19 protein-coding genes are annotated in these 19,384 nt (G+C 38.1%); 15 read left to right on the top strand and 4 right to left on the bottom strand.

Features of this window, described 5'->3' with window-relative positions:
• Positions 1–27 precede the first annotated feature (27 nt).
• From IMO47_RS02925 to IMO47_RS02870, 12 genes are all read left to right on the top strand, one after another.
• A complete protein-coding gene (locus IMO47_RS02925) occupies positions 28–897 on the top strand; it encodes an urease accessory protein UreD (protein WP_196077651.1) in 870 nt (289 codons plus the stop codon).
• Between the two features lie 73 nt (positions 898–970).
• Positions 971–1,273, top strand: coding sequence for an urease subunit gamma (gene ureA / locus IMO47_RS02920; RefSeq protein WP_004830684.1), 303 nt, complete (start codon positions 971–973; stop codon positions 1,271–1,273).
• A 27-nt stretch (positions 1,274–1,300) separates the two neighbouring features.
• Positions 1,301–1,621, top strand: a complete 321-nt coding sequence (locus IMO47_RS02915) for an urease subunit beta (RefSeq protein ID WP_196077652.1) — start codon at positions 1,301–1,303, stop codon at positions 1,619–1,621.
• Between the two features lie 2 nt (positions 1,622–1,623).
• Positions 1,624–3,324: an urease subunit alpha gene (gene ureC / locus IMO47_RS02910; protein ID WP_196077653.1), complete on the top strand. Its 1,701-nt coding sequence runs from the start codon at positions 1,624–1,626 to the stop codon at positions 3,322–3,324.
• Between the two features lie 154 nt (positions 3,325–3,478).
• Positions 3,479–4,081, top strand: coding sequence for a lysozyme (locus IMO47_RS02905; protein ID WP_196077957.1), 603 nt, complete (start codon positions 3,479–3,481; stop codon positions 4,079–4,081).
• Between the two features lie 54 nt (positions 4,082–4,135).
• Positions 4,136–5,254, top strand: coding sequence for a hypothetical protein (locus IMO47_RS19535; RefSeq protein WP_196083703.1), 1,119 nt, complete (start codon positions 4,136–4,138; stop codon positions 5,252–5,254).
• A 92-nt stretch (positions 5,255–5,346) separates the two neighbouring features.
• Positions 5,347–5,928, top strand: coding sequence for a histidine phosphatase family protein (locus tag IMO47_RS02895; protein ID WP_196077233.1), 582 nt, complete (start codon positions 5,347–5,349; stop codon positions 5,926–5,928).
• 176 nt (positions 5,929–6,104) lie between these two features.
• On the top strand, positions 6,105–7,001 hold the full coding sequence (locus tag IMO47_RS02890; RefSeq protein ID WP_227552135.1) for a hypothetical protein: 897 nt from the start codon (positions 6,105–6,107) through the stop codon (positions 6,999–7,001).
• Positions 7,002–7,080: 79 nt separating this feature from the next.
• The gene (puuE, locus tag IMO47_RS02885; protein ID WP_196077235.1) at positions 7,081–8,046 is read left to right on the top strand and encodes an allantoinase PuuE; all 966 of its coding nucleotides are present in this window, start codon (positions 7,081–7,083) and stop codon (positions 8,044–8,046) included.
• Between the two features lie 82 nt (positions 8,047–8,128).
• Positions 8,129–8,635: a 2-oxo-4-hydroxy-4-carboxy-5-ureidoimidazoline decarboxylase gene (uraD, locus tag IMO47_RS02880; protein ID WP_196077236.1), complete on the top strand. Its 507-nt coding sequence runs from the start codon at positions 8,129–8,131 to the stop codon at positions 8,633–8,635.
• Between the two features lie 24 nt (positions 8,636–8,659).
• Positions 8,660–8,980 carry a hydroxyisourate hydrolase gene (gene uraH, locus IMO47_RS02875; protein ID WP_196077237.1) on the top strand — a complete coding sequence of 107 codons (321 nt, stop codon included), beginning with the start codon at positions 8,660–8,662 and terminating at the stop codon, positions 8,978–8,980.
• A 143-nt stretch (positions 8,981–9,123) separates the two neighbouring features.
• Positions 9,124–9,846 carry an outer membrane protein OmpK gene (locus IMO47_RS02870; protein WP_196077238.1) on the top strand — a complete coding sequence of 241 codons (723 nt, stop codon included), beginning with the start codon at positions 9,124–9,126 and terminating at the stop codon, positions 9,844–9,846.
• Positions 9,847–10,315: 469 nt separating this feature from the next.
• Here the strand turns inward: IMO47_RS02870 and IMO47_RS02865 are convergent, their stop codons facing one another.
• Together IMO47_RS02865 and alc are read right to left on the bottom strand one after the other, a co-directional pair.
• A complete protein-coding gene (locus IMO47_RS02865; protein ID WP_196077253.1) occupies positions 10,316–10,810 on the bottom strand; it encodes an ureidoglycolate lyase in 495 nt (164 codons plus the stop codon).
• A gap of 4 nt (positions 10,811–10,814) precedes the next feature.
• Positions 10,815–11,822 (bottom strand): allantoicase, encoded by a 1,008-nt coding sequence (alc, locus tag IMO47_RS02860; protein WP_196077239.1) that lies wholly within the window; start codon positions 11,820–11,822, stop codon positions 10,815–10,817.
• Positions 11,823–12,034: 212 nt separating this feature from the next.
• On the opposite strand from alc, the gene hpxO reads away from it, so the two are divergent.
• The gene (hpxO, locus tag IMO47_RS02855) at positions 12,035–13,192 is read left to right on the top strand and encodes an FAD-dependent urate hydroxylase HpxO (protein WP_196077240.1); all 1,158 of its coding nucleotides are present in this window, start codon (positions 12,035–12,037) and stop codon (positions 13,190–13,192) included.
• Between the two features lie 171 nt (positions 13,193–13,363).
• On the opposite strand, the gene IMO47_RS02850 is transcribed toward hpxO, so the two are convergent.
• The gene (locus IMO47_RS02850; protein ID WP_196077254.1) at positions 13,364–14,290 is read right to left on the bottom strand and encodes a LysR family transcriptional regulator; all 927 of its coding nucleotides are present in this window, start codon (positions 14,288–14,290) and stop codon (positions 13,364–13,366) included.
• A gap of 294 nt (positions 14,291–14,584) precedes the next feature.
• Here IMO47_RS02850 and IMO47_RS02845 point away from each other — a divergent pair, with 294 nt between their 5' ends.
• Positions 14,585–15,640, top strand: a complete 1,056-nt coding sequence (locus IMO47_RS02845) for an aromatic ring-hydroxylating dioxygenase subunit alpha (RefSeq protein WP_196077241.1) — start codon at positions 14,585–14,587, stop codon at positions 15,638–15,640.
• Between the two features lie 174 nt (positions 15,641–15,814).
• Here the strand turns inward: IMO47_RS02845 and yddG are convergent, their stop codons facing one another.
• Positions 15,815–16,741, bottom strand: a complete 927-nt coding sequence (gene yddG, locus IMO47_RS02840; protein WP_196077242.1) for an aromatic amino acid DMT transporter YddG — start codon at positions 16,739–16,741, stop codon at positions 15,815–15,817.
• Between the two features lie 428 nt (positions 16,742–17,169).
• Here yddG and IMO47_RS02835 point away from each other — a divergent pair, with 428 nt between their 5' ends.
• The gene (locus IMO47_RS02835) at positions 17,170–19,377 is read left to right on the top strand and encodes an OsmC domain/YcaO domain-containing protein (RefSeq protein WP_196077243.1); all 2,208 of its coding nucleotides are present in this window, start codon (positions 17,170–17,172) and stop codon (positions 19,375–19,377) included.
• The last annotated feature ends 7 nt before the right edge of the window (positions 19,378–19,384 follow it).

Here is a 19,384-nt window from a genome sequence, read left to right as displayed (position 1 = left end):
TTTTAATGACTTTGATGTATAACCTTGATGACGAATTCAATCACCCGGCAATGCCATGATTTACTATGGTATGCCAAACTAGAACTGGGCTTTAAGGTACAGGCTGATCGAACAGTATTGAGTCATCGCAAGCATTATGGTCCCGTACGTATTCAAAAAATGCTTTGGCCTGAGAGAACAGGAGTTTGTCATGCCATTATTGTACACCCACCTGCAGGTATTGCAGGGGGTGACCATTTAACCTTCGATATTCATGTAGATGCTTCTGCTCATGCATTGGTTACCACACCTGGTGCAGGAAAATGGTACCGAACCAATGCCAAACAAGCGTTCCAGCATATCTACATACAGGTAGAAAATAACGCTGTATTTGAATGGTTACCACAAGAAACCATGTTGTTCGATGGTGCGAATGCCCATACGGAAACAATCATTCAACTCGCTTCACAGTCGAGTTTCATTGGATGGGATATGTTGGTCATTGGCCGACAGGCACGGGAGGAAAAATTTCAAACAGGTGCTTATAAAAATAAATTTCAACTGAAACGCAATGAGCAATTATTGGTTGCAGATACACTGCATTTTAAAGGCAATGATCGTTGGTTAAGTTCTTGTTTAGGAATGAATCGTCATGCGGTGATGGGAAGTTTTTGGGCTGTACCACCTGAAAAGTTTCGTTCAGGTTTTTATTTGGATCAACACATCGATTTAATCCGAGAATTGATCATGAGAATGAATCTGCCCGTCACTTTAACCTTATTGGGAGATGTGGTTTGTGCTCGTTATCTCGGTGATGATGTACGGCATTGTCATGATGCTTTTGCTGCCATTCGTGCCAAATTAAGACGCTTTTGGTTTGATCTCGATGAAGAATTTCCTCGGATTTGGCGAACATAAAAATTTTCAATCACACTCAACATTGTTGCATAGATATTGCATGTACAACAAATGAATTAGCTAGGAATGGATCATGGAACTCAACCCTACAGAAAAAGACAAACTTCTGATTTTTACAGCCGGTTTAGTTGCAGAAAGACGTAAAGCCCGTGGATTGAAACTGAACTACCCAGAATCCATTGCTTTTATTTCCGCAGCATTGCTTGAGGGGGCGCGTGATGGTATGACGGTCAGCGAGCTGATGCATTACGGTACCACACTACTCAGCCGTGAAGATGTCATGGATGGGGTTGCAGAAATGATTGCGGAAGTACAGGTTGAAGCAACTTTTCCAGATGGCTCAAAGCTAGTGACTGTTCATCAACCGATTGAATAAGAAAATTTTTGAATTGGGAGCAAACCAATGATACCTGGAGAAATTATCACCCCTGACAGTGATATTGAAATGAATGTTGGTCGTGAAGTTTTGAAAATAAGTGTTGCAAATATTGGGGATCGTCCGATTCAAGTGGGCTCGCATTTTCATTTTTATGAAGCCAATGATGCTCTGCAATTTGATCGCGAGCGTACCAAAGGTTTTCGTTTGAATATTGCAGCAGGGACGGCGATACGTTTTGAACCGGGGCAAAGTCGTGATGTAGAAATCGTTGCACTTGCAGGTAAACGTGAGGTATATGGCTTCGCAGGTCGAGTTATGGGCAAATTAGACCCACAGGATAAATAACCATGAAAATGTCACGTCGTGCTTATGCTGAGATGTTTGGTCCTACAGTAGGAGATCGTGTTCGCCTAGCTGACACTGAACTGTTCATTGAAGTTGAACAGGATCTAACCATCTATGGTGAAGAGGTTAAGTTTGGTGGTGGTAAAGTCATTCGTGATGGCATGGGGCAATCACAACTTCTGGCAGATGATGTTGCTGATACGGTGATTACCAATGCTTTGATTGTCGATTGGTGGGGAATTATAAAGGCAGATGTGGGCTTAAAAAATGGTCGGATCTGGAAAATAGGCAAGGCAGGGAATCCTGATATTCAGCCAGACATAACCATTCCTCTTGGTGCGGCAACTGAAGTTATTGCGGGTGAAGGGCAAATATTAACAGCAGGTGGCATAGATACCCATATCCATTGGATTTGTCCGCAGCAAGTCGAAACAGCATTGATGTCCGGAACGACCACAATGATTGGCGGTGGTACAGGACCAGCAGCAGGAACATCCGCCACGACTGTAACCCCAGGTCCGTGGCATATTGCAACCATGTTGCAGGCAATAGATGACTTGCCCATGAATATCGGTTTATTGGGCAAGGGAAATTTGAGTCAGCCTGCACCCATTGCAGAGCAGATTCAAGCCGGTGTGGTTGGACTGAAACTCCATGAAGACTGGGGCTCTACACCAGCTGCAATTGATAATTGCCTGACCGTCGCAGACGAGTATGATGTACAGGTTGCAATTCATACCGATACTTTAAATGAAGGCGGTTTTCTTGAAGAAACATTGGCAGCTTTTAAAGATCGTACAATCCATACTTATCATACAGAAGGTGCAGGTGGTGGACATGCACCTGATATTTTAAAAGCGATTGGGCAGGCGAATGTGTTGCCGTCTTCTACCAACCCAACACGACCTTATACAATCAATACCATTGATGAGCATTTAGATATGCTCATGGTTTGCCATCATTTAGATCCTGCTATAGCAGAAGATGTTGCTTTTGCTGAAAGCCGTATTCGCAGGGAAACGATTGCCGCAGAAGATATTTTACAGGATCTCGGTGCTATCTCAATGATGTCATCGGATTCACAGGCGATGGGACGTGTGGGAGAAGTAATTTTAAGAACATGGCAAACCGCACATAAAATGAAAGTGCAGCGGGGACCATTGGAGGGTGATAATCAATATCACGATAACAATCGTGTAAAACGTTATATTGCAAAATATACGATTAATCCTGCGATTACACATGGTTTAAGTCACGAAGTGGGTTCAGTTGAAGAAGGAAAGCTGGCGGATTTGGTGTTATGGAAACCTGCATTTTTTGGGGTAAAACCGTCAATGATTATCAAAGGTGGAATGATTGCTGCTGCCCCGATGGGAGACATCAATGCTTCGATTCCTACGCCACAGCCCGTTCACTATCGTCCGATGTTTGGTGCATATCCAAGAGGTGTTCATAACACCTGTATTACTTTTTTATCGCAGGTTGCAATTGATCAGGGCGTTGCACAGAAGTTACAACTGAAAAAGTTGATTTCTGCATGTAAAAATACCCGAAATATCAGTAAAAAAGACATGAAGCATAATAGTTATTGCCCAGTCATGGATGTACATCCTGAAACCTATGAAGTGCGTGCAGACGGGGTACATTTGACTTGTGAGCCAGCGGAAGTTTTGCCAATGGCACAGCGTTATTTTCTGTTTTAATCTTTATTGATCACTCATTTAAAACTCCTTTTTTGCTGAAAAAGGAGTTTTATTTATGAGAATAATTCTACCAAAGACCACTATATTTCATCATAAAGCTTTGCATAGAATGAAAAATCAAAGCTGTGTCACATCAATTTTCAGAGTTTTCTGCATGTCTCATTTTTGGTCTAAATGGTTTCACTTATTCTTCAATAAATCACAATTTAAATCGGATAAACATAAGGCTGATTATTCTAATTTGAATCATTCACATATCGGTACCGCTTTTGATTCTGATCAAAATATCATTGGTACTGCCCAAGATAAAATCACTCGAGTCAGTCCTAAAGGTATTGATTTGATGTGTAGCTTTGAAGGCTTGGAACTGAAAGCCTATGATGATGGTACTGGCGTGTATACAATTGGCTATGGTACAACCGTCTATCCGAATGGAAAAGCTGTTCAATATGGTGACCAATGTACCATTGAACAAGCAAAAAGCTATATGCAATTTGACCTGAATCGTTTTGAACAAGCCGTGAGTCGTGCTGTTCAAGTGCCACTGCGCCAGAATCAGTTTGATGCATTGGTGTCATTGGCGTATAACATTGGTATCAGTGCTTTTCAGAATTCGACTTTATTAAAGCGATTAAATACATTGGACTATCTTGGCGCAAGTCAGCAGTTTGATGTATGGATTAAAGCGGGTGGAAAAACTGTACAAGGTTTAGTCAACCGTAGAGCGGTCGAGAAAGCTTTGTTTTTAAAACATTGATTGAATTAACTTACTTTTTTAAATAATTATTTAAATTATTAATTGTGGAGAAATATGAAATTTTTATTTAATAATCAAACTTATGAATCAGATTTTAATAAAGTATGTAATATCATTCATAACTTAAAAAAAGAAAAAATCTTCAATAATGATGACTTAGAAGTAAGGCTAGCTGAGCAAATTATAAAGATAAAGGGAATATTAAATATATGTAATTTTGATGAAATTTGTGTTCTAGTCCAAGAAATGCCTGTCTATAATATAGAAAATGAACTTGAGAAAGTTTTCTACAATTATAGAAATAATGATATTTTTTCTGATAAAAGGGCAATTAGAGCCATACTTGAAACTACTTATGCTCTATTTTTTGCTTACTTTCAGGAATATCGATTGAGAAAAATTGATTGGGACTCGACTCATAGTGCAGTATTAGAAAACTACATTGATTTAGGATATTACAATTTACATCATTTTAGTTTTGCAAAAGATAAGTTAAATTATGCTTCAAATCACTTAATCTTCCAAGTAATAAGAGATAAATATATAAAATCTAGATTACATGATTTTGATAGTGAGAGTGAAAAAATTGAGAATATTTTAGAAAAAATTGATAGTTGGGATGCAAAAATAACTGAAAAAGAAAAAAATGTAAAAGAACTGGCGATAAAACTAGACAATCAAAAATCTACTTATAATTTTATTTCATTAAATGATGGATTTAAAAAAATTTATGAAAAGAAAAATGCTGAGCTTAATAAGATAAATTTATCTTTAAGAAACTGGTTAATTGCAATAGTACTAATACCATTTGTTAATTTATCAACTGGTTATGCTTTTATTTATAAGAATAAAGTTGATTTTAGTAATGTATTATTACTTGAATTACCTACACTTACTGCTTTATTTCTTTTTATTTACTTTTTTAGAATTGCTCTTCAAGAGAAAAAATCTATTCAATCCCAGATTATGCAACTTGAGTTACGTATGGCACTTTGTCAATTTATTCATAATTATGCTGAAGATTCTGAATCACTTTATAGTAAAAATAAAAATGGTTTTGAGAAATTTGAAAACATTATATTTTCGCCAATTGTTGCCTCAGATGATAAAATTCCTACAACTTTCGATGGAATAGATCAAATTGCGAAATTAATTGAGGTTTTTCGTAAATAGACGTTAAATCAATTGGAGTATAGAAATTTATTAGTTTATTACTAAAAATCCTGAAGTATTTTTATAATAAAACAAAGTAGAGCAAAGTTGAAATGAGCATTTATTTGATTCGCCATGCGCAAAGTTTAGGTAACGTCAATGAAAGAGTAGAATCTCATGCCAGTATTCCTTTGACTGAATATGGGCATCAACAGGCTCAAAATCTGGCGGATACTCTACCAAAAGCTAAACACGTCTATATTTCACCTTTTTTACGGACACGATTGACTGCCGAACCTATTTTACTTCGCGATCAAATAACACCTAAAGTTTTGAATATTCAAGAATTTTCGTATTTATCAGATCGACGTTGTAGAAATACCACTTTAGAAGAACGTAAACCCTGGGTAGATGATTATTGGAATCGTGCAGATGTGAATCTCATTACAAGTGATGATGCTGAATCTTTTGCCAACTTCTATCGCCGCGTTACAGATTTTATGCAACATTTAGACGCACTTAAATCGCACTACAGCGATCAACATTTGCTGGTCTTTAGCCACGGTCAGTTTTTACAACTGTTTAGAATCATGATGGCGCAGAAACGAGTATTAAACTCAGCGCTGATGCGTGAATTTCGCTTTGATTTACTCAATCACCAATTAGACAATACTGAGTTTTTTATTTATAAATAAAATATGAGAATAACATCATGAAATTGATGATGAGAAAAATAGCCTTATTGGGATTTTTGAGCGGTATATCACTGTCGACATATGCAGATATTGTCGCTCTAAAAGCGGATTTAACTCAACTTGCCCAACCACTGCAAACACAATGTGAGGGTGTTGACTATATGCCTCTTAAAGTTTTGAATGAATTTTTAAACGGTGATAATTCAGAAAAAATAGATGTTTATCAGATGGATGTTATTTTTGTTTCTGATTTTTTAGGGTATTTAGACCATAAAAATTGTGCCTTAGCTGCTTCTGACTTTACCATTGCTGGCGTTAGAATCTTGAACCAATATCGTGATTTATGGGAGAAAAACTTAGCTAAGGATAGAACAATGCTGCGATATGAAACTTATCTCGCAGCAGGCGAAGCAAGTTTGGTGAAATACAAATGGACGCATAATCCACAATATCTCGATGATGCCGATCAACTTTATAAGCAGTATCTCCAAACAAGTGCAATAAGCCAACAACAGAAAGCACAATGTAGAAAGAAATGTTCAGATTATTTAGTCTCCTTAGACCGAAAGCAGTATTTTAGATTGTCAGATTATGCTTCGATTTCATATACATATCAGCAACTCTTTAATGAGATTTATCGGCAATATTCTGATCAGGATCCAAATTTTACAGATGCTAAAAAAAGCCTAAATGCAGTGTTTGAGCATACAGATCAATTTGAAGTGAATGCCATACAAACAACAGGATTAAAAATAATCGATAAAAATGTTGCTACATTAAATGAATTCAAAACAATTTTTAATTCTCGCAATAAAGATTTGATGGAAATTTATATACAACGTTTAGATCAATATCTTCAAAATAGAATTGTGAATAAATTATTAGATCCGCAAATGAATGGGAAAATTTATCAATTTTTATTCGATGAATCTGCTGAAAATGATTCAAAAATTATACTTAATCAGTTGAGTCCAGATCAGCAGTCCAATCGCAGTTTTGAACTCGGAAAGCATCAATATATTTTTAGTGGAGATAATCAGCATTTGCAGTTAAGTTCTCAACCCATTCAATAGTCCATCTCAGAAATTGGCATAAAAACTGCTTGACCATGAATACAGAAATAATGATTGAAAAAAGGTTAAGGCAGTTTCAGTGAATAAAACTTATTTACGCGGTCAAGCATTGATTGATCAAATTCAAAATGCTTCTTATTCACGGGATTTGATCGGCTATCACGGTTCAATGCCTAAAGTTGAATGGCCGAACCAAGCTCGACTGGCAGTACAGTTTGTCCTGAACTACGAAGAAGGTGGCGAAAATCATATAGAACATGGTGATGCTGGTTCTGAGCAGTTTTTATCCGATATTGTCGGTGCTGCAAGTTTTCCAGATAAACATATGTCTATGGATTCGATGTACGAGTATGGTTCTCGTGCAGGGTTTTGGCGTATTCATCAGGAATTTCAAAAACGAAAGTTACCCATGACCATTTTTGGGGTAGGGATGGCATTGGCACGCAATCCCTATGTCGTCAATGCGATTAAAAATGCAGATTATGATGTGGTTGCACATGGGCAACGATGGCTAAATTACCAAAACCTCGATATAGACACAGAACGTCAGCATATGGATCAGGCGATCAGCGTGCTTGAAGCATTGTTTGGACAAGCACCCATTGGTTGGTACACAGGTCGTGATAGCCCCAATACACGTCAATTATTGGCTGAATTCCCTCAGATTAAGTATGACTGTGACTACTATGGGGATGATTTACCGTTTTGGACGAGTTTGTCCAATGCTCAAGGCGAAAGCCGTCCTCATTTAATTATTCCTTATACCCTAGAAAGCAATGATATGAAGTTCTGTGCGCCAGCAGGGTTTAACAGTGGTGAGCAGTTTTATCAATATCTCAAAGATGCATTTGATGTGCTTTATGCAGAAGGCGAAACTGCGCCAAAAATCCTTTCGATTGGCATGCACTGCCGTATATTGGGGCGTCCGGGACGCTTTAAAGCACTGCAACGTTTTCTAGATTATGTTCAATTACATGACAAGGTTTGGATATGCCGGCGTGGAGATATTGCAGCACATTGGTTTAAATATCATCCGGCGCAATAATGTTCAACACGATTCTAAAAGCGACTGAAAAGCTTTAGCAAGCGCTTCAATCTATAGCCATTTTGAAGGATAGGTATAATTTGTGAATTTAGATGAATTTAATCAAATTTCTGAACAACAAGCTCAACAACTTCTCATGCATTGTGTACAGATTCCACGTTGGACAGATGAAATTTCCTCTGATCGTCCATTTATAAGTTTAGATGACCTTTTGGATTATGCAAAAAAACAAGCATCAACATGGACTTGGGATGAGATTTTAACAGCCTTAAACAATCATCCTCGAATCGGTGAAAAAAAGGCTCAAGCGAGTCTCACTGAACAGGAACGTGAATTTTCCAATCGTGAACAATCTGCAATCAAACGGAGCAGTGAAATAGATGATGCTTTATTAAAAGGCAATTTGGCCTATGAAAAAAAATTTGGATTTCTGTTTTTGATTCGTGCTTTAGGCTTGGATCACACTGAAATCTTACAGGCATTAAACTATCGATTGTTGAATGATGCTGAAACAGAACAACGCATTGTTAAACAACAGTTAAGTGAAATTGCACTTTTACGCTTAACTCAGGCAGTGAATGGACAATAGAGTTTAGGACATGGAGGAAACCCAATGATTAGCAGCCATATTTTAGATACCCATTTGGGAAAACCTGCAACAGATGTTGTAATCCAATTATTTGATGCACAGGGACAACTGATTGGCGAGTCGAAAACCAACAATGATGGACGTGTTGCAGATTTCAATTTAGCTCATATTCAATCAGGGCAATACAGTCTAGTGTTTTATACTGCTGAATATTTTAATCGTTTTGATTTAGATACCTTTTTTCCTAAAGTTGTGATTTATTTTTCCGTGAATGATATTAATCAGCATTATCATATTCCTTTATTAATCAGTCCTTTTGCGTACTCTACCTATCGCGGAAGTTGAATGATAAAACAAATTTTATCAAACACTTAAAGCTCATTTATTTGGGCTTTTTTTATCTTTTTTTACCGAATATAAAAATCTTGGCTTTGTTTTTGCTTATCTATTGCGGCGCTTTTCTTTGTTTCTTGTGGGGAATTTATAAAATGAAATTGACACAGTTTACTGCGTTTACAACACTGTTATGTACTGCTTTGGGTACGCAAGCTGCTCCAATCTGGCAGGATTTCAGTATTACAGGACTATACGGTAAAAACTATGAACTGATTGCTCGAGAAGATGACCAGTCTACGATAACTTTTGAGTACACGGCAAAGTTGAAATATGGTGATTTTTTTGCATTTGCTGATCGTACCAATAACGATGTTTCAGGTAACCAGACCTATTTTGAGGTTTCACCACGCTTGAGCTTAGGGGCGATTTCAGGTCGAAAGTTAGAAGCTGGTCCAATTAAAGATGTCTTAATTGCAACAACTTGGGAAGGTGGAGAGGGGTTTAATAATTATTTATATGGGATCGGCGTGGATTTGGCAATTCCATATTTTCAATATGCCCAATTAAACTTTTACAAGGCAGACAATTATAAAAATACAGATGATGATTATCAATTGACTTTTGTCTTTGGTGTACCGTTTACCATTGCTTCAGAAGATTTTTTGATTGATGGGTTTCTGGATTGGTCAACGGCTGAAGATGACCATGCCAGTGAGCTGAACTGGACGACACAATGGAAATGGAATGCAGGTAAACATATTTCACCCAATACCAAATTGTATTTAGGGGTTGAATATTCTGTATGGAATAATAAATACGGTATTTCAGGCAAAGATGAAAATAATGTCAGTGCATTGATCAAGTATCATTTTTAATGACTTAAATGCATTGTACGCCTGAGAAAATGAATGGAGAATATTGATCTTTATGATAATTAACGTGAGCCCGAAGCAACCATATCTTTAACCTATTGAAAAAATAAAACTCTGCGGAGTCTTGTTGAGTTTTTACCCAATTTCAGGATCAGCCTGCGGCTAGCCCTACTTTTCTTTCGGGATGAGGAGGGACGCGCCGTAAGGGCAATCATCTTGCGCTGCGAAATCGCAGCTCACTGCAAAACTCGTCAGCCACCCACAACAAATTTAATCAGGTGAAGTAACAATATTTTATCGTAATAGTCCTGCCTCAAACAGTTGCGGATGAGATTTACGAGTATCATGTTTGACCAAGATTTTCATATCCAGCTGAGGTTAATCAAATGATGGTTTTATAGCGTTCGAGGCATATGAATTTATCTAGTATTGGCTTATTACTCAACCCAATCAGGCATGCATAAGCCAATGATTAAAAAGTTAACACAATATTTTCCTTGAATGGAAAAACATCACAGTTATGACCCTCTCCAATACGATCGACCACAGCAAAATCACTCGGTGCTTCAAGTGTCAATAAAGGATGATGCCAGGTCCCGGTGTGGTAGTTAATTGCTTGTTTTCCATTACTGATAAATGCATAAATATGCTCAAGATCAGGTGTGTTTTGGTCAAGTTGTGCCGCAACCACGATTAAAAACGATTGACCATGCATGGGAATAAAAGCTTGCGAACCTTGAGGATGACGTTCAAGCATTTCGATTGTACAAGGCACCGTTGTTTTTTGAATATTCCGAAAAATACTGAAGCCGACTTGTCCTGTATTGACCTGTGCAAAAGCCAAGGCATGATAACGTTCAGTCTGCGCACTGTTGATCGCAAAGAAATCATTGCCTTCACATGTAACCACATCACCAAAAGGTGCAAAAGCATCTTTGGTGAGTGGCTGAATTTGGATATATTTCATCAGATCAGTCACTGATTTTTCCCCATAGGCGAATCCGGCTAATACCACCATCTGGAATCATGTTGACCCGGATATGGGAAATTTTATCTTGCTTTAAAATTTCGTGGATGTATTGATGAATATGATCCATTTGCATGTCTTGAGGATTTAATAAATAAGTCCAAAACATGCTTTGTGGAATTAATTGAGGGTCTGTCGCATTTTCAACATAGGTGGCTTGAATGGAGACTTGAGCAGGATAATTGCCTTTAAAATGTGCTGTATCGATTTCAATTTTTTCAATCACGCCAGTTTTGGCAAGTGCTAAAATACACCAATCAAATCCTGGTGTTCGGCGACGTTTCGTTTCCCAGCCATCGCCCATATTGATTCCGCGTCCCGGATTGATCAAGTTACGAGGGTGTCCAAAATGCGCATCACTATAAGCAATCACCCGTCCACCATTTTCCAATGCCAATAAATCTAAAGTCTGTGTTTGGTCCTGTATAGGAATGTTCACTTCACCATAAACTCTAAAACGTGCAATGCCGCCATCGGGGAAAATGTTTAATCGAACATGGGTAAAAACATGTTCACTTTCAACATTGAAAATATGATGTTGGCTTGGTCCGAGTATAGAATTGGCTAAAATGGGTTGCCATAGTGCATCATTCAAGTTCGCATTTGGTGCATAACATGCTTCTATGGCAGCGGATGCAGGGTAGTTACCGGTAAAAAAAGTCGTATCTATATCAAATGCACTGATTTTACCTGCAACAGCCAACTCAATAATTGCCCAATCATAGCCCGAATGGCGCTTACGGCGTGTCTCCCAACCATCCATCCATTTGCCATTCTCATCAAATTTATCTTCGACAAAAATAGGTGAATTAAATTGTAACATTCGTGATGCTTCAGCAAAAAAATCATCCGAACATTCAAGTATTTTTGCTCCAATTCGGGGATCTGCCAAATTTGTATATCGCTGTAAATGTGCAGGAAGTTCAAAATCTGGTGCAAGTAAAGTTGCCATATTTATTTACCATTTATATTAAGATTCACATTAATCTAAGCGTTGTTATCAGTGACAAATATTATATAAGCACTTATAAAAACAATATCTTATACGGCATATCATGCACAGCCTATGCCAACTCTTCTGTAAAAATGAATGGATTTATATATAAATGGCACGTTTTTAGCATTTTAGACATGAGGTGCTAGAAAATATCACAGGAGAAATAGATGGAGATTACAATTATTGGTGCAGGTATGGGGGGATTAACCGCAGGCATTGCACTAAAAAAATTCGGTCATTCGGTCACCATCTATGAACAAACTGAGCAGATCAGAGCTGTAGGAGCTGCAATTTCATTGTGGTCAAATGGAGTAAAATGTTTGAACTACTTGGGCTTAACGGAGCAGATTGCCCAACTTGGTGGTCAAATGGATCATTTGGCTTATTTCGATGGCTTAACTGGTGACAAGATGACGCAATTTAGCTTGTTGCCTTTAATTGAAGAGGTAGGACAACGTCCTTATCCCGTATCTCGTGCAGATTTGCAAAATATGCTGATGGATGAATTTGGTCGAGACAATATCCACCTCGGTAAAAAAATGGTCGCATTAAAACAAATAGATCAACAGGTTCAGGTTAACTTTGCGGATGGAACCGAAATTACCACCGCATTAGTGATTGGTGCAGATGGTACGCATTCACTGACGCGTCAGTATGTTCTTGGTGAGCAGGTTGAACGTCGCTATGCGGGCTATGTGAATTGGAATGGCTTGGTTGAGATTTCCGATCAGTTGGCACAAGCAGATCAATGGACAACATTTGTCGGCGATGGAAAACGCGTTTCTCTGATGCCCATTGCAGAAAATCGCTTTTACTTTTTCTTTGATGTGCCATTGCCTGTAGGCTTGGACAACAACAAAAGCCAATATAAAACATTGTTCAAGCAATATTTTAAGAATTGGTGCTCACCTGTACAAAATTTAATTGAGGCCATAGATGTAGAAACTACCAATCGTGTAGAAATTCATGATATTGAACCATTTACTCAATTTTACAAAGGGCGTGTGGTGATTTTGGGTGATGCTGCACACAGTACTACGCCTGATATTGGTCAAGGGGGGTGTCAAGCCATGGAAGATGCAATCTATTTGGCAAGAGCGCTGCAAATCAACACATTAGGACTGGAAGATGCGTTGAAGCGTTATCAAAATAAACGTAATGAACGTGCCAATGAATTGGTATTGCGCGCCCGTAAACGTTGTGATGTGACACATATGAAAGACGAGGCAGTGACCAGAGAATGGTATGCAGACTTACGCCGAGAACAAGGTCCGCATATCATGCGAGGTATTATTAGCAATATCGTCGGCAATCCTTTGGATTAATATGCGGTTTATAGGCTTAATCCAAAATTGATTCAGACTGCCGAAGCTTAGTTGTTATCCGGGTTTATCTTATTGAGTGCCGACAAGGATGTCGACTTCAATATGCCACAAGATATATTTATGCGTGAGATATATCTTTAAAAATGTATGGCGATGAATGATTTGAACCGATTATTGATAAGTGATCAATTTAAGCTTAAATAGCTCTATTTGTTCAATCAAATGTTTAATCATCACTTGTGAGATACGAGAAAGTTGTCGCTTTGGTGCAACACATAATGCCAATGTTAAGGGATATAAACCTTTTTCACGAATGGGTTTAAAGCACAGCTCATCTTGTTCCAAATGTGGATAAGCATCGATAAAAGACAGTACACCAATGCCTAAATTCTTATGAATTAATGACATAATCATTCGAATGTCATTACATTCAAGCTGATGTTGTGGTGCAATTTGATAATGTTTATACAGTGTTTGTACATAATCTTGAATAATTAATGGTGCGCTTGGAATTAGATGTTGATCATTTAAGGTATCTGACAAATGGATTTTTTCAGTTTTAGTCAGGGGATGAGCTTTTGGTAAGACGAATCCGATGGGGATTTCTACAAATGCTAAAACCTCAAGTTGATGATGTCCTTTAGGATTTAATAAAATACCAAAATCAATTTCAGCATCCATAATCATATCGGAAACTTTTTCACTGTCCTGGATATGAAAGTTAAAATTGATCCAAGGATAGTTGTCATACATATATTGAATAGAATCGAGAACAAAGCCGTCACTCATGGCTGCTATCAATCCGCAGTTGATGGTTCCGCGCGAAAGCCCCTGGATTTCATCAAAACGATTACGGGTAAGTTGGAATTCTTTCTGCCATTTGATCAAATCTGCATAGAGTAATTCTCCTGCAAGGGTAAGCTTTAAGCCATTGGGTAAACGTTCAAATAGGTCAATTCCAAATTCTTCTTCTGCTAAAGCAATCTGGCGGTGTATGGCTGAAACCGAAATATACAGCTGATCAGCAGCCTTTCTTAAACTCCCTGTTTTTGCGACAGCGATAAAATAATCAGAAAATCGTGAAAAGGTCATATTCATTGGCATATAGCGCTGTCCATGGTAATACGAAAGACATATTGCTCATTGAATAAACTAAGCAAATAAGCAGATCAGTAAAAAACCAAGCGATTTTTATGCCAATCTTGAGCGTAAGAACTAAATAATGCTTTTGAATGGTGTTCTAATTTTTAGAATGATCGATATCAAACACTCTAATAGACAGAATCTCACTAAATACGTAACTTAAAAACAAGCCCTGAAGCCAAAACTGAAATTTGGTACATAATCATGGTATAAGGTAATGAATTTAAATATAAATTTTGTGAGTTTAGTATGAATGCCATTCCAGTTCTTCAACTATTTAGCCAACCGCAATCTAGTACTTTTGAAGCTAAAGACTGGGAGATACTTGCTCAACACTGGTATCCAGTGGCACGTATTCAAGATGTCACAATACAACCTCAACAAGTACAACTACTGGATATAAAAATGGCACTCTACCAGACACAAAGTGGTGCAATTCAGTTGGTTCGAGATATTTGTCCACATCGTGGCGTCCCTTTAACCAAGGGCTGGGTAGAGGGAGAGGAAATTATTTGTCCTTATCATGGTTTGCATTACAACACCAAAGGTCAATGTACCAAGATTCCGGCACAACCAGAACTGAGCAGAATTTCCGAACGCTTCAGCTTGACCAAATTCCCTGTGGTTTTGAAATATGGCTTGGTCTGGACAAGCCTATTTAGCCGTGATGAAGAGCAGGCAAACTTTCCAGTTCTGGATACTTGGGAGGATCCACAACATCAGTCAATACTGCCTCCGTTTGTTGATATTGCAGGGTCTAGTGGTCGTCAGCTCGAAGGTTTTATTGATGTTGCACATTTTGCTTGGGTGCATCACCAATCTTTTGCAGATGCTGAAAATCCGATCGTACCTAAATACACGACTGAACGAACCTCTTTTGGCTTGCATACTGAATATATCAGTAGTGTCAGCAATTACCCGCATGGTTTACAGCATTTAGCACCAGAGGGCTTTCTATGGAAACGTATTTTTGATATTTATCCACCATTTTCAGCCGTGTTAAAGGTTGAATTTCCACGACAAGGTGTATTAAAAATTTTAAATGCCTGTTGTCCTATTGCTTCTAACAAAACCCGTTTATTTGTACCACTCACACGTAATTTCGATACAACAGGAGATTTACAGGCAGTTTATGATTTTAATGCCCAGATTTTTGCGGAAGATCAGGGCATGGTAGAAAGTCAGAAACCCGAAGAACTCCCATTGGATATTTCAATGGAGGCACATTTTGAAGCAGACCGTTCATCTACCATGTATCGTCGGATTCTCGCCGAGTGGGGGTTAAGCAAGCGTTATATTGTTTAATGTTTTGTGCTTTGCACCTTCGGGTGCTTTTTTCATGCCTTATATACTTTCAATCATCCTGTTTTAAATGTTCAGCCTAAGTGTCTGTTCATTCAAGTTTTTTCCAGTAGGAGCATCAAGTCTCAACATCATTTGTTTTGATCAATGAGTAACTATCAAAAAAACCAAAAAAATTTAACTGAGCGCTGCCAGTAATTTCTCTTTAAGTTGTTGCCAGTTGGTTGAAACCCAACATACCAATGAACCTGAAGTCACTAAAATCACACCATACCAGAATTCTGCAGGCAACCGGGTTTGTAAAATCGTCATGGATATCACAGTTGAAATGACTGGACTGAAATAAGACAAGGTCACCAATATGGTAATATTGCCTTTGATAATTCCAATATTCCATGCGGCATAACCCAATGCCATAACCACAGACACCATCGCTAAAAGTCCAAAGGTAGACAGTTCAAGATGAGAGATTAAATTAAAACTGAATTCATGTGACCACAGATACTTTGCCCACAATACACAACTGATCGCAACGAAAAAGAATGAAATCGGATTATGACCATCACTGTATTTTTTGGTAATGACACAATATAACGACCAAAGTGATGCGCCAAGAAAAGCAAGAATATAACTGATGGGATTGGCTTGAATATTAGAGAGAATATTTGTCCAATTTAAAGCGCCTTGTCCTGCTTGAATGATGACAATGCCACTTAGACTAATGACCAAGCCGATCACAACAAAAATATTGAATTTGATTTCCTTAAATACAATCAGCATGGCGACGGTTAAACCTGGCCAGAGGTAATTCACTAAACTGACTTCAATGGCTTGTTGAGCTGTTTGTGCCAAAGCAATTGCATAAGAAAAACACAGCTCATAAATCACAAACAGTAAAGTAGAAAAGACCAAATATTTCTTTGAAATGAGTTTTAAATCTGGAATTTTAAAAAAGATCAATAAAATGCAGGTGCTGAATGTATACATAAGCAATACCGCTAAGTCTGCCCCCATACTAAAACTGATTTTTTTCAGTAAACCCACGATGGATGACCACTGTAAAATAGCACTGAAACCAATCAATGTAGCAAGATTTTTTGACATAGCGAGCTTCAAACTCTGTGGCAACAGAGTTTTATGGAAGGGAAAATAATGTAAGCAATTATAACTTAAACATCGCTTGAAAAAGCACAGTATAGCTTGCTTTCAGATCTAAATTACAAAAAATATTTTCGGAAAAATTCAATTATTCGTTTCTTATTCAATAAAAAATTCAATTGATCAATATACGATTTAGCACATCATCAAGTTTAAGCTATTTGATTCGGGTTCAAGCTAATTTTGGCAGATTTTCGATTAAAATCAGCGAGGCATTATCAATTTAATAAAATAATCCTATAATAGCGCCCATTCTGGCTGATATCTGTGGATATTGGTTTCTTTTTAAGTCAATTTCTTTTGCGTCATTTGACTTATTTCAATATTTAAATTTATGTGTCCATGCTCACACATAAGAATCTTTAGGTGCCCACATGGAAATCAAGGTTAATTATCTCGATAATCTTCGACAAGAAGCGAAGTTCGATGATTTTACCGTCATTGCTGATCAGCCAATTCGCTACAAGGGTGATGGTTCTGCACCGGGTCCTTTTGATTATTTTCTGGCATCATCTGCGCTATGTGCAGCGTATTTTGTTAAAGTCTATTGTGCTGCACGCAATATCCCGACCGATAATATTCGTCTGTCTCAGAACAACATTGTTGATCCTGAAAATCGTTATAAACAGATTTTTAAGATTCAAGTTGAATTACCAGCCGATATCTCAGACAAAGACCGTCAAGGGATTCTGCGTTCGATTGACCGTTGTACGGTTAAAAAAGTCATTCAAACAGGTCCTGAATTTGTTATTGAAGAAGTCGAGAGTATCGATGCTGATGCACAAGCATTGCTTATGCCAAATTTAGCGCAAGACAGCAGCACTTACATTGCGGGTAAAGATTTACCGCTTGAAGAAACCATTGCCAACATGTCAGGGATTCTGGCAGACCTGGGCATGAAAATTGAGATTGCATCTTGGCGAAATATTGTTCCTAATGTTTGGTCATTGCATATTCGAGATGCACAGTCACCCATGTGTTTTACCAATGGTAAAGGTGCAACCAAAGAAAGTGCTTTGGCATCTGCTTTGGGTGAATTTATTGAACGCTTGAACTGTAATTTCTTTTATAATGATCAGTTTTGGGGTGAAGACATCGCCAATGCGGAGTTTGTACATTACCCTGATGAAAAATGGTTCCAACCTGGTCCAAATGGCGAATTGCCTAAAGAAATTTTAGATGAATATACGTTAGACATTTATAATCCTGACAACGAATTATTGGGCACACATCTATACGATACCAATTCAGGCAATACGGCACGGGGAATTTGCTCGTTACCTTTTGTACGTCAGTCTGATCAGCAAATTGTTTATTTCCCGTCTAATTTGATTGAAAACTTGTATTTAAGTAATGGTATGAGTGCGGGTAATACCTTGGCTGAAGCGCAAGTTCAGTGCTTATCTGAGATTTTTGAACGTGCTGTTAAACGAGAAATTCTGGAAGGCGAGATTACTCTTCCTGATGTACCCGAAGATGTTTTGGCAAAATATCCCCGTATTGTTGAAGGGATCAAAGGCTTGGAGGAACAAGGTTTTCCAGTCTTAGTCAAAGACGCATCATTGGGCGGTGAGTTTCCTGTCATGTGTGTGACATTAATGAACCCACGTACAGGCGGGGTATTTGCGTCATTTGGTGCGCATCCAAAGCTTGAAGTCGCATTGGAGCGTAGCTTGACCGAGTTATTACAGGGTCGCAGTTTTGAAGGTTTAAATGATTTGCCCAAACCGACCTTTAGCAGTAATGCGGTGACTGAACCGAACAACTTTGTTGAACATTTTATTGATTCAAGCGGTGTGGTGTCTTGGCGTTTCTTTAGTGCTCAAGCTGACCATGACTTTGTCGAGTGGGATTTTAGCAGCACGGGCGAACATGCCAATGCGGATGAAGTTGCAACCATGATGGGCATTCTTGAAGAAATGGGCAAAGAAGTTTACATGGCGGTCTATGAGCATTTAGGTGCAACGGCTTGCCGTATAATTGTGCCAGATTATTCTGAAATTTATTTGGTTGAAGACTTAATTTGGGACAATACCAATAAAGCCTTGTTGTTCCGTGAAGATATTTTAAATTTACATCGTTTGGATGATGAACAGCTGGAAGCTTTGGTTGAGCGTCTTGAAGAAGTTGAGGTCGATGACTATACCGATATCGTGACGTTGATTGGTATTGAATTCGATGATAATACAGTGTGGGGACAACTCACTATTCTTGAATTAAAACTGTTGATTTATCTTGCTTTACAGCAGTTTGAAGAAGCCAAAGATCTGGTGGAACAGTTCCTTCAATACAACACCAATACAGTTGAACGCGGTCTGTTCTATCAGTGTATGAATGTCATGCTCGAAGTTGAACTGGATGACGATATGGATCTCGATGACTATGAAGTGAATTTCCGTCGCATGTTTGGTGATGAGCGTATGGATGCCGTGATTGGTTCTTTGGAGGGAAGCATCCGTTTTTATGGTTTAACAGAAACCAGCATGAAGCTAGAAGGTTTAGACCGTCATTTACGTTTGATCGACAGTTATCAAAAATTGCATAAGGCACGTGCTAAAGCGGTGAGTCTAGCAAACCAATAATTTGTAT

The sequence above is a fragment of the Acinetobacter sp. Res13-Abat-PEC15-P4-01 genome, from assembly GCF_015676285.1.
Lineage (GTDB): Bacteria > Pseudomonadota > Gammaproteobacteria > Pseudomonadales > Moraxellaceae > Acinetobacter > Acinetobacter nematophilus.
This window is presented reverse-complemented; position numbering and strand designations above follow the sequence as displayed.

Excerpts from the sequence above, each read along its gene's own strand:
- uraH (WP_196077237.1), top strand. The coding sequence starts at position 8,660 with ATGATTAGCAGCCATATTTTAGATACCCATTTGGGAAAACCTGCAACA.
- alc (WP_196077239.1), bottom strand. The coding sequence starts at position 11,822 with ATGGCAACTTTACTTGCACCAGATTTTGAACTTCCTGCACATTTACAG.
- IMO47_RS02895 (WP_196077233.1), top strand. The coding sequence starts at position 5,347 with ATGAGCATTTATTTGATTCGCCATGCGCAAAGTTTAGGTAACGTCAAT.
- IMO47_RS02905 (WP_196077957.1), top strand. The coding sequence starts at position 3,479 with ATGTCTCATTTTTGGTCTAAATGGTTTCACTTATTCTTCAATAAATCA.
- IMO47_RS02870 (WP_196077238.1), top strand. The coding sequence starts at position 9,124 with ATGAAATTGACACAGTTTACTGCGTTTACAACACTGTTATGTACTGCT.
- IMO47_RS02835 (WP_196077243.1), top strand. The coding sequence starts at position 17,170 with ATGGAAATCAAGGTTAATTATCTCGATAATCTTCGACAAGAAGCGAAG.
- IMO47_RS02915 (WP_196077652.1), top strand. The coding sequence starts at position 1,301 with ATGATACCTGGAGAAATTATCACCCCTGACAGTGATATTGAAATGAAT.
- ureC (WP_196077653.1), top strand. The coding sequence starts at position 1,624 with ATGAAAATGTCACGTCGTGCTTATGCTGAGATGTTTGGTCCTACAGTA.
- IMO47_RS02845 (WP_196077241.1), top strand. The coding sequence starts at position 14,585 with ATGAATGCCATTCCAGTTCTTCAACTATTTAGCCAACCGCAATCTAGT.
- IMO47_RS02925 (WP_196077651.1), top strand. The coding sequence starts at position 28 with ATGACGAATTCAATCACCCGGCAATGCCATGATTTACTATGGTATGCC.
- IMO47_RS19535 (WP_196083703.1), top strand. The coding sequence starts at position 4,136 with ATGAAATTTTTATTTAATAATCAAACTTATGAATCAGATTTTAATAAA.
- ureA (WP_004830684.1), top strand. The coding sequence starts at position 971 with ATGGAACTCAACCCTACAGAAAAAGACAAACTTCTGATTTTTACAGCC.
- IMO47_RS02850 (WP_196077254.1), bottom strand. The coding sequence starts at position 14,290 with ATGAATATGACCTTTTCACGATTTTCTGATTATTTTATCGCTGTCGCA.
- IMO47_RS02865 (WP_196077253.1), bottom strand. The coding sequence starts at position 10,810 with ATGAAATATATCCAAATTCAGCCACTCACCAAAGATGCTTTTGCACCT.
- hpxO (WP_196077240.1), top strand. The coding sequence starts at position 12,035 with ATGGAGATTACAATTATTGGTGCAGGTATGGGGGGATTAACCGCAGGC.
- yddG (WP_196077242.1), bottom strand. The coding sequence starts at position 16,741 with ATGTCAAAAAATCTTGCTACATTGATTGGTTTCAGTGCTATTTTACAG.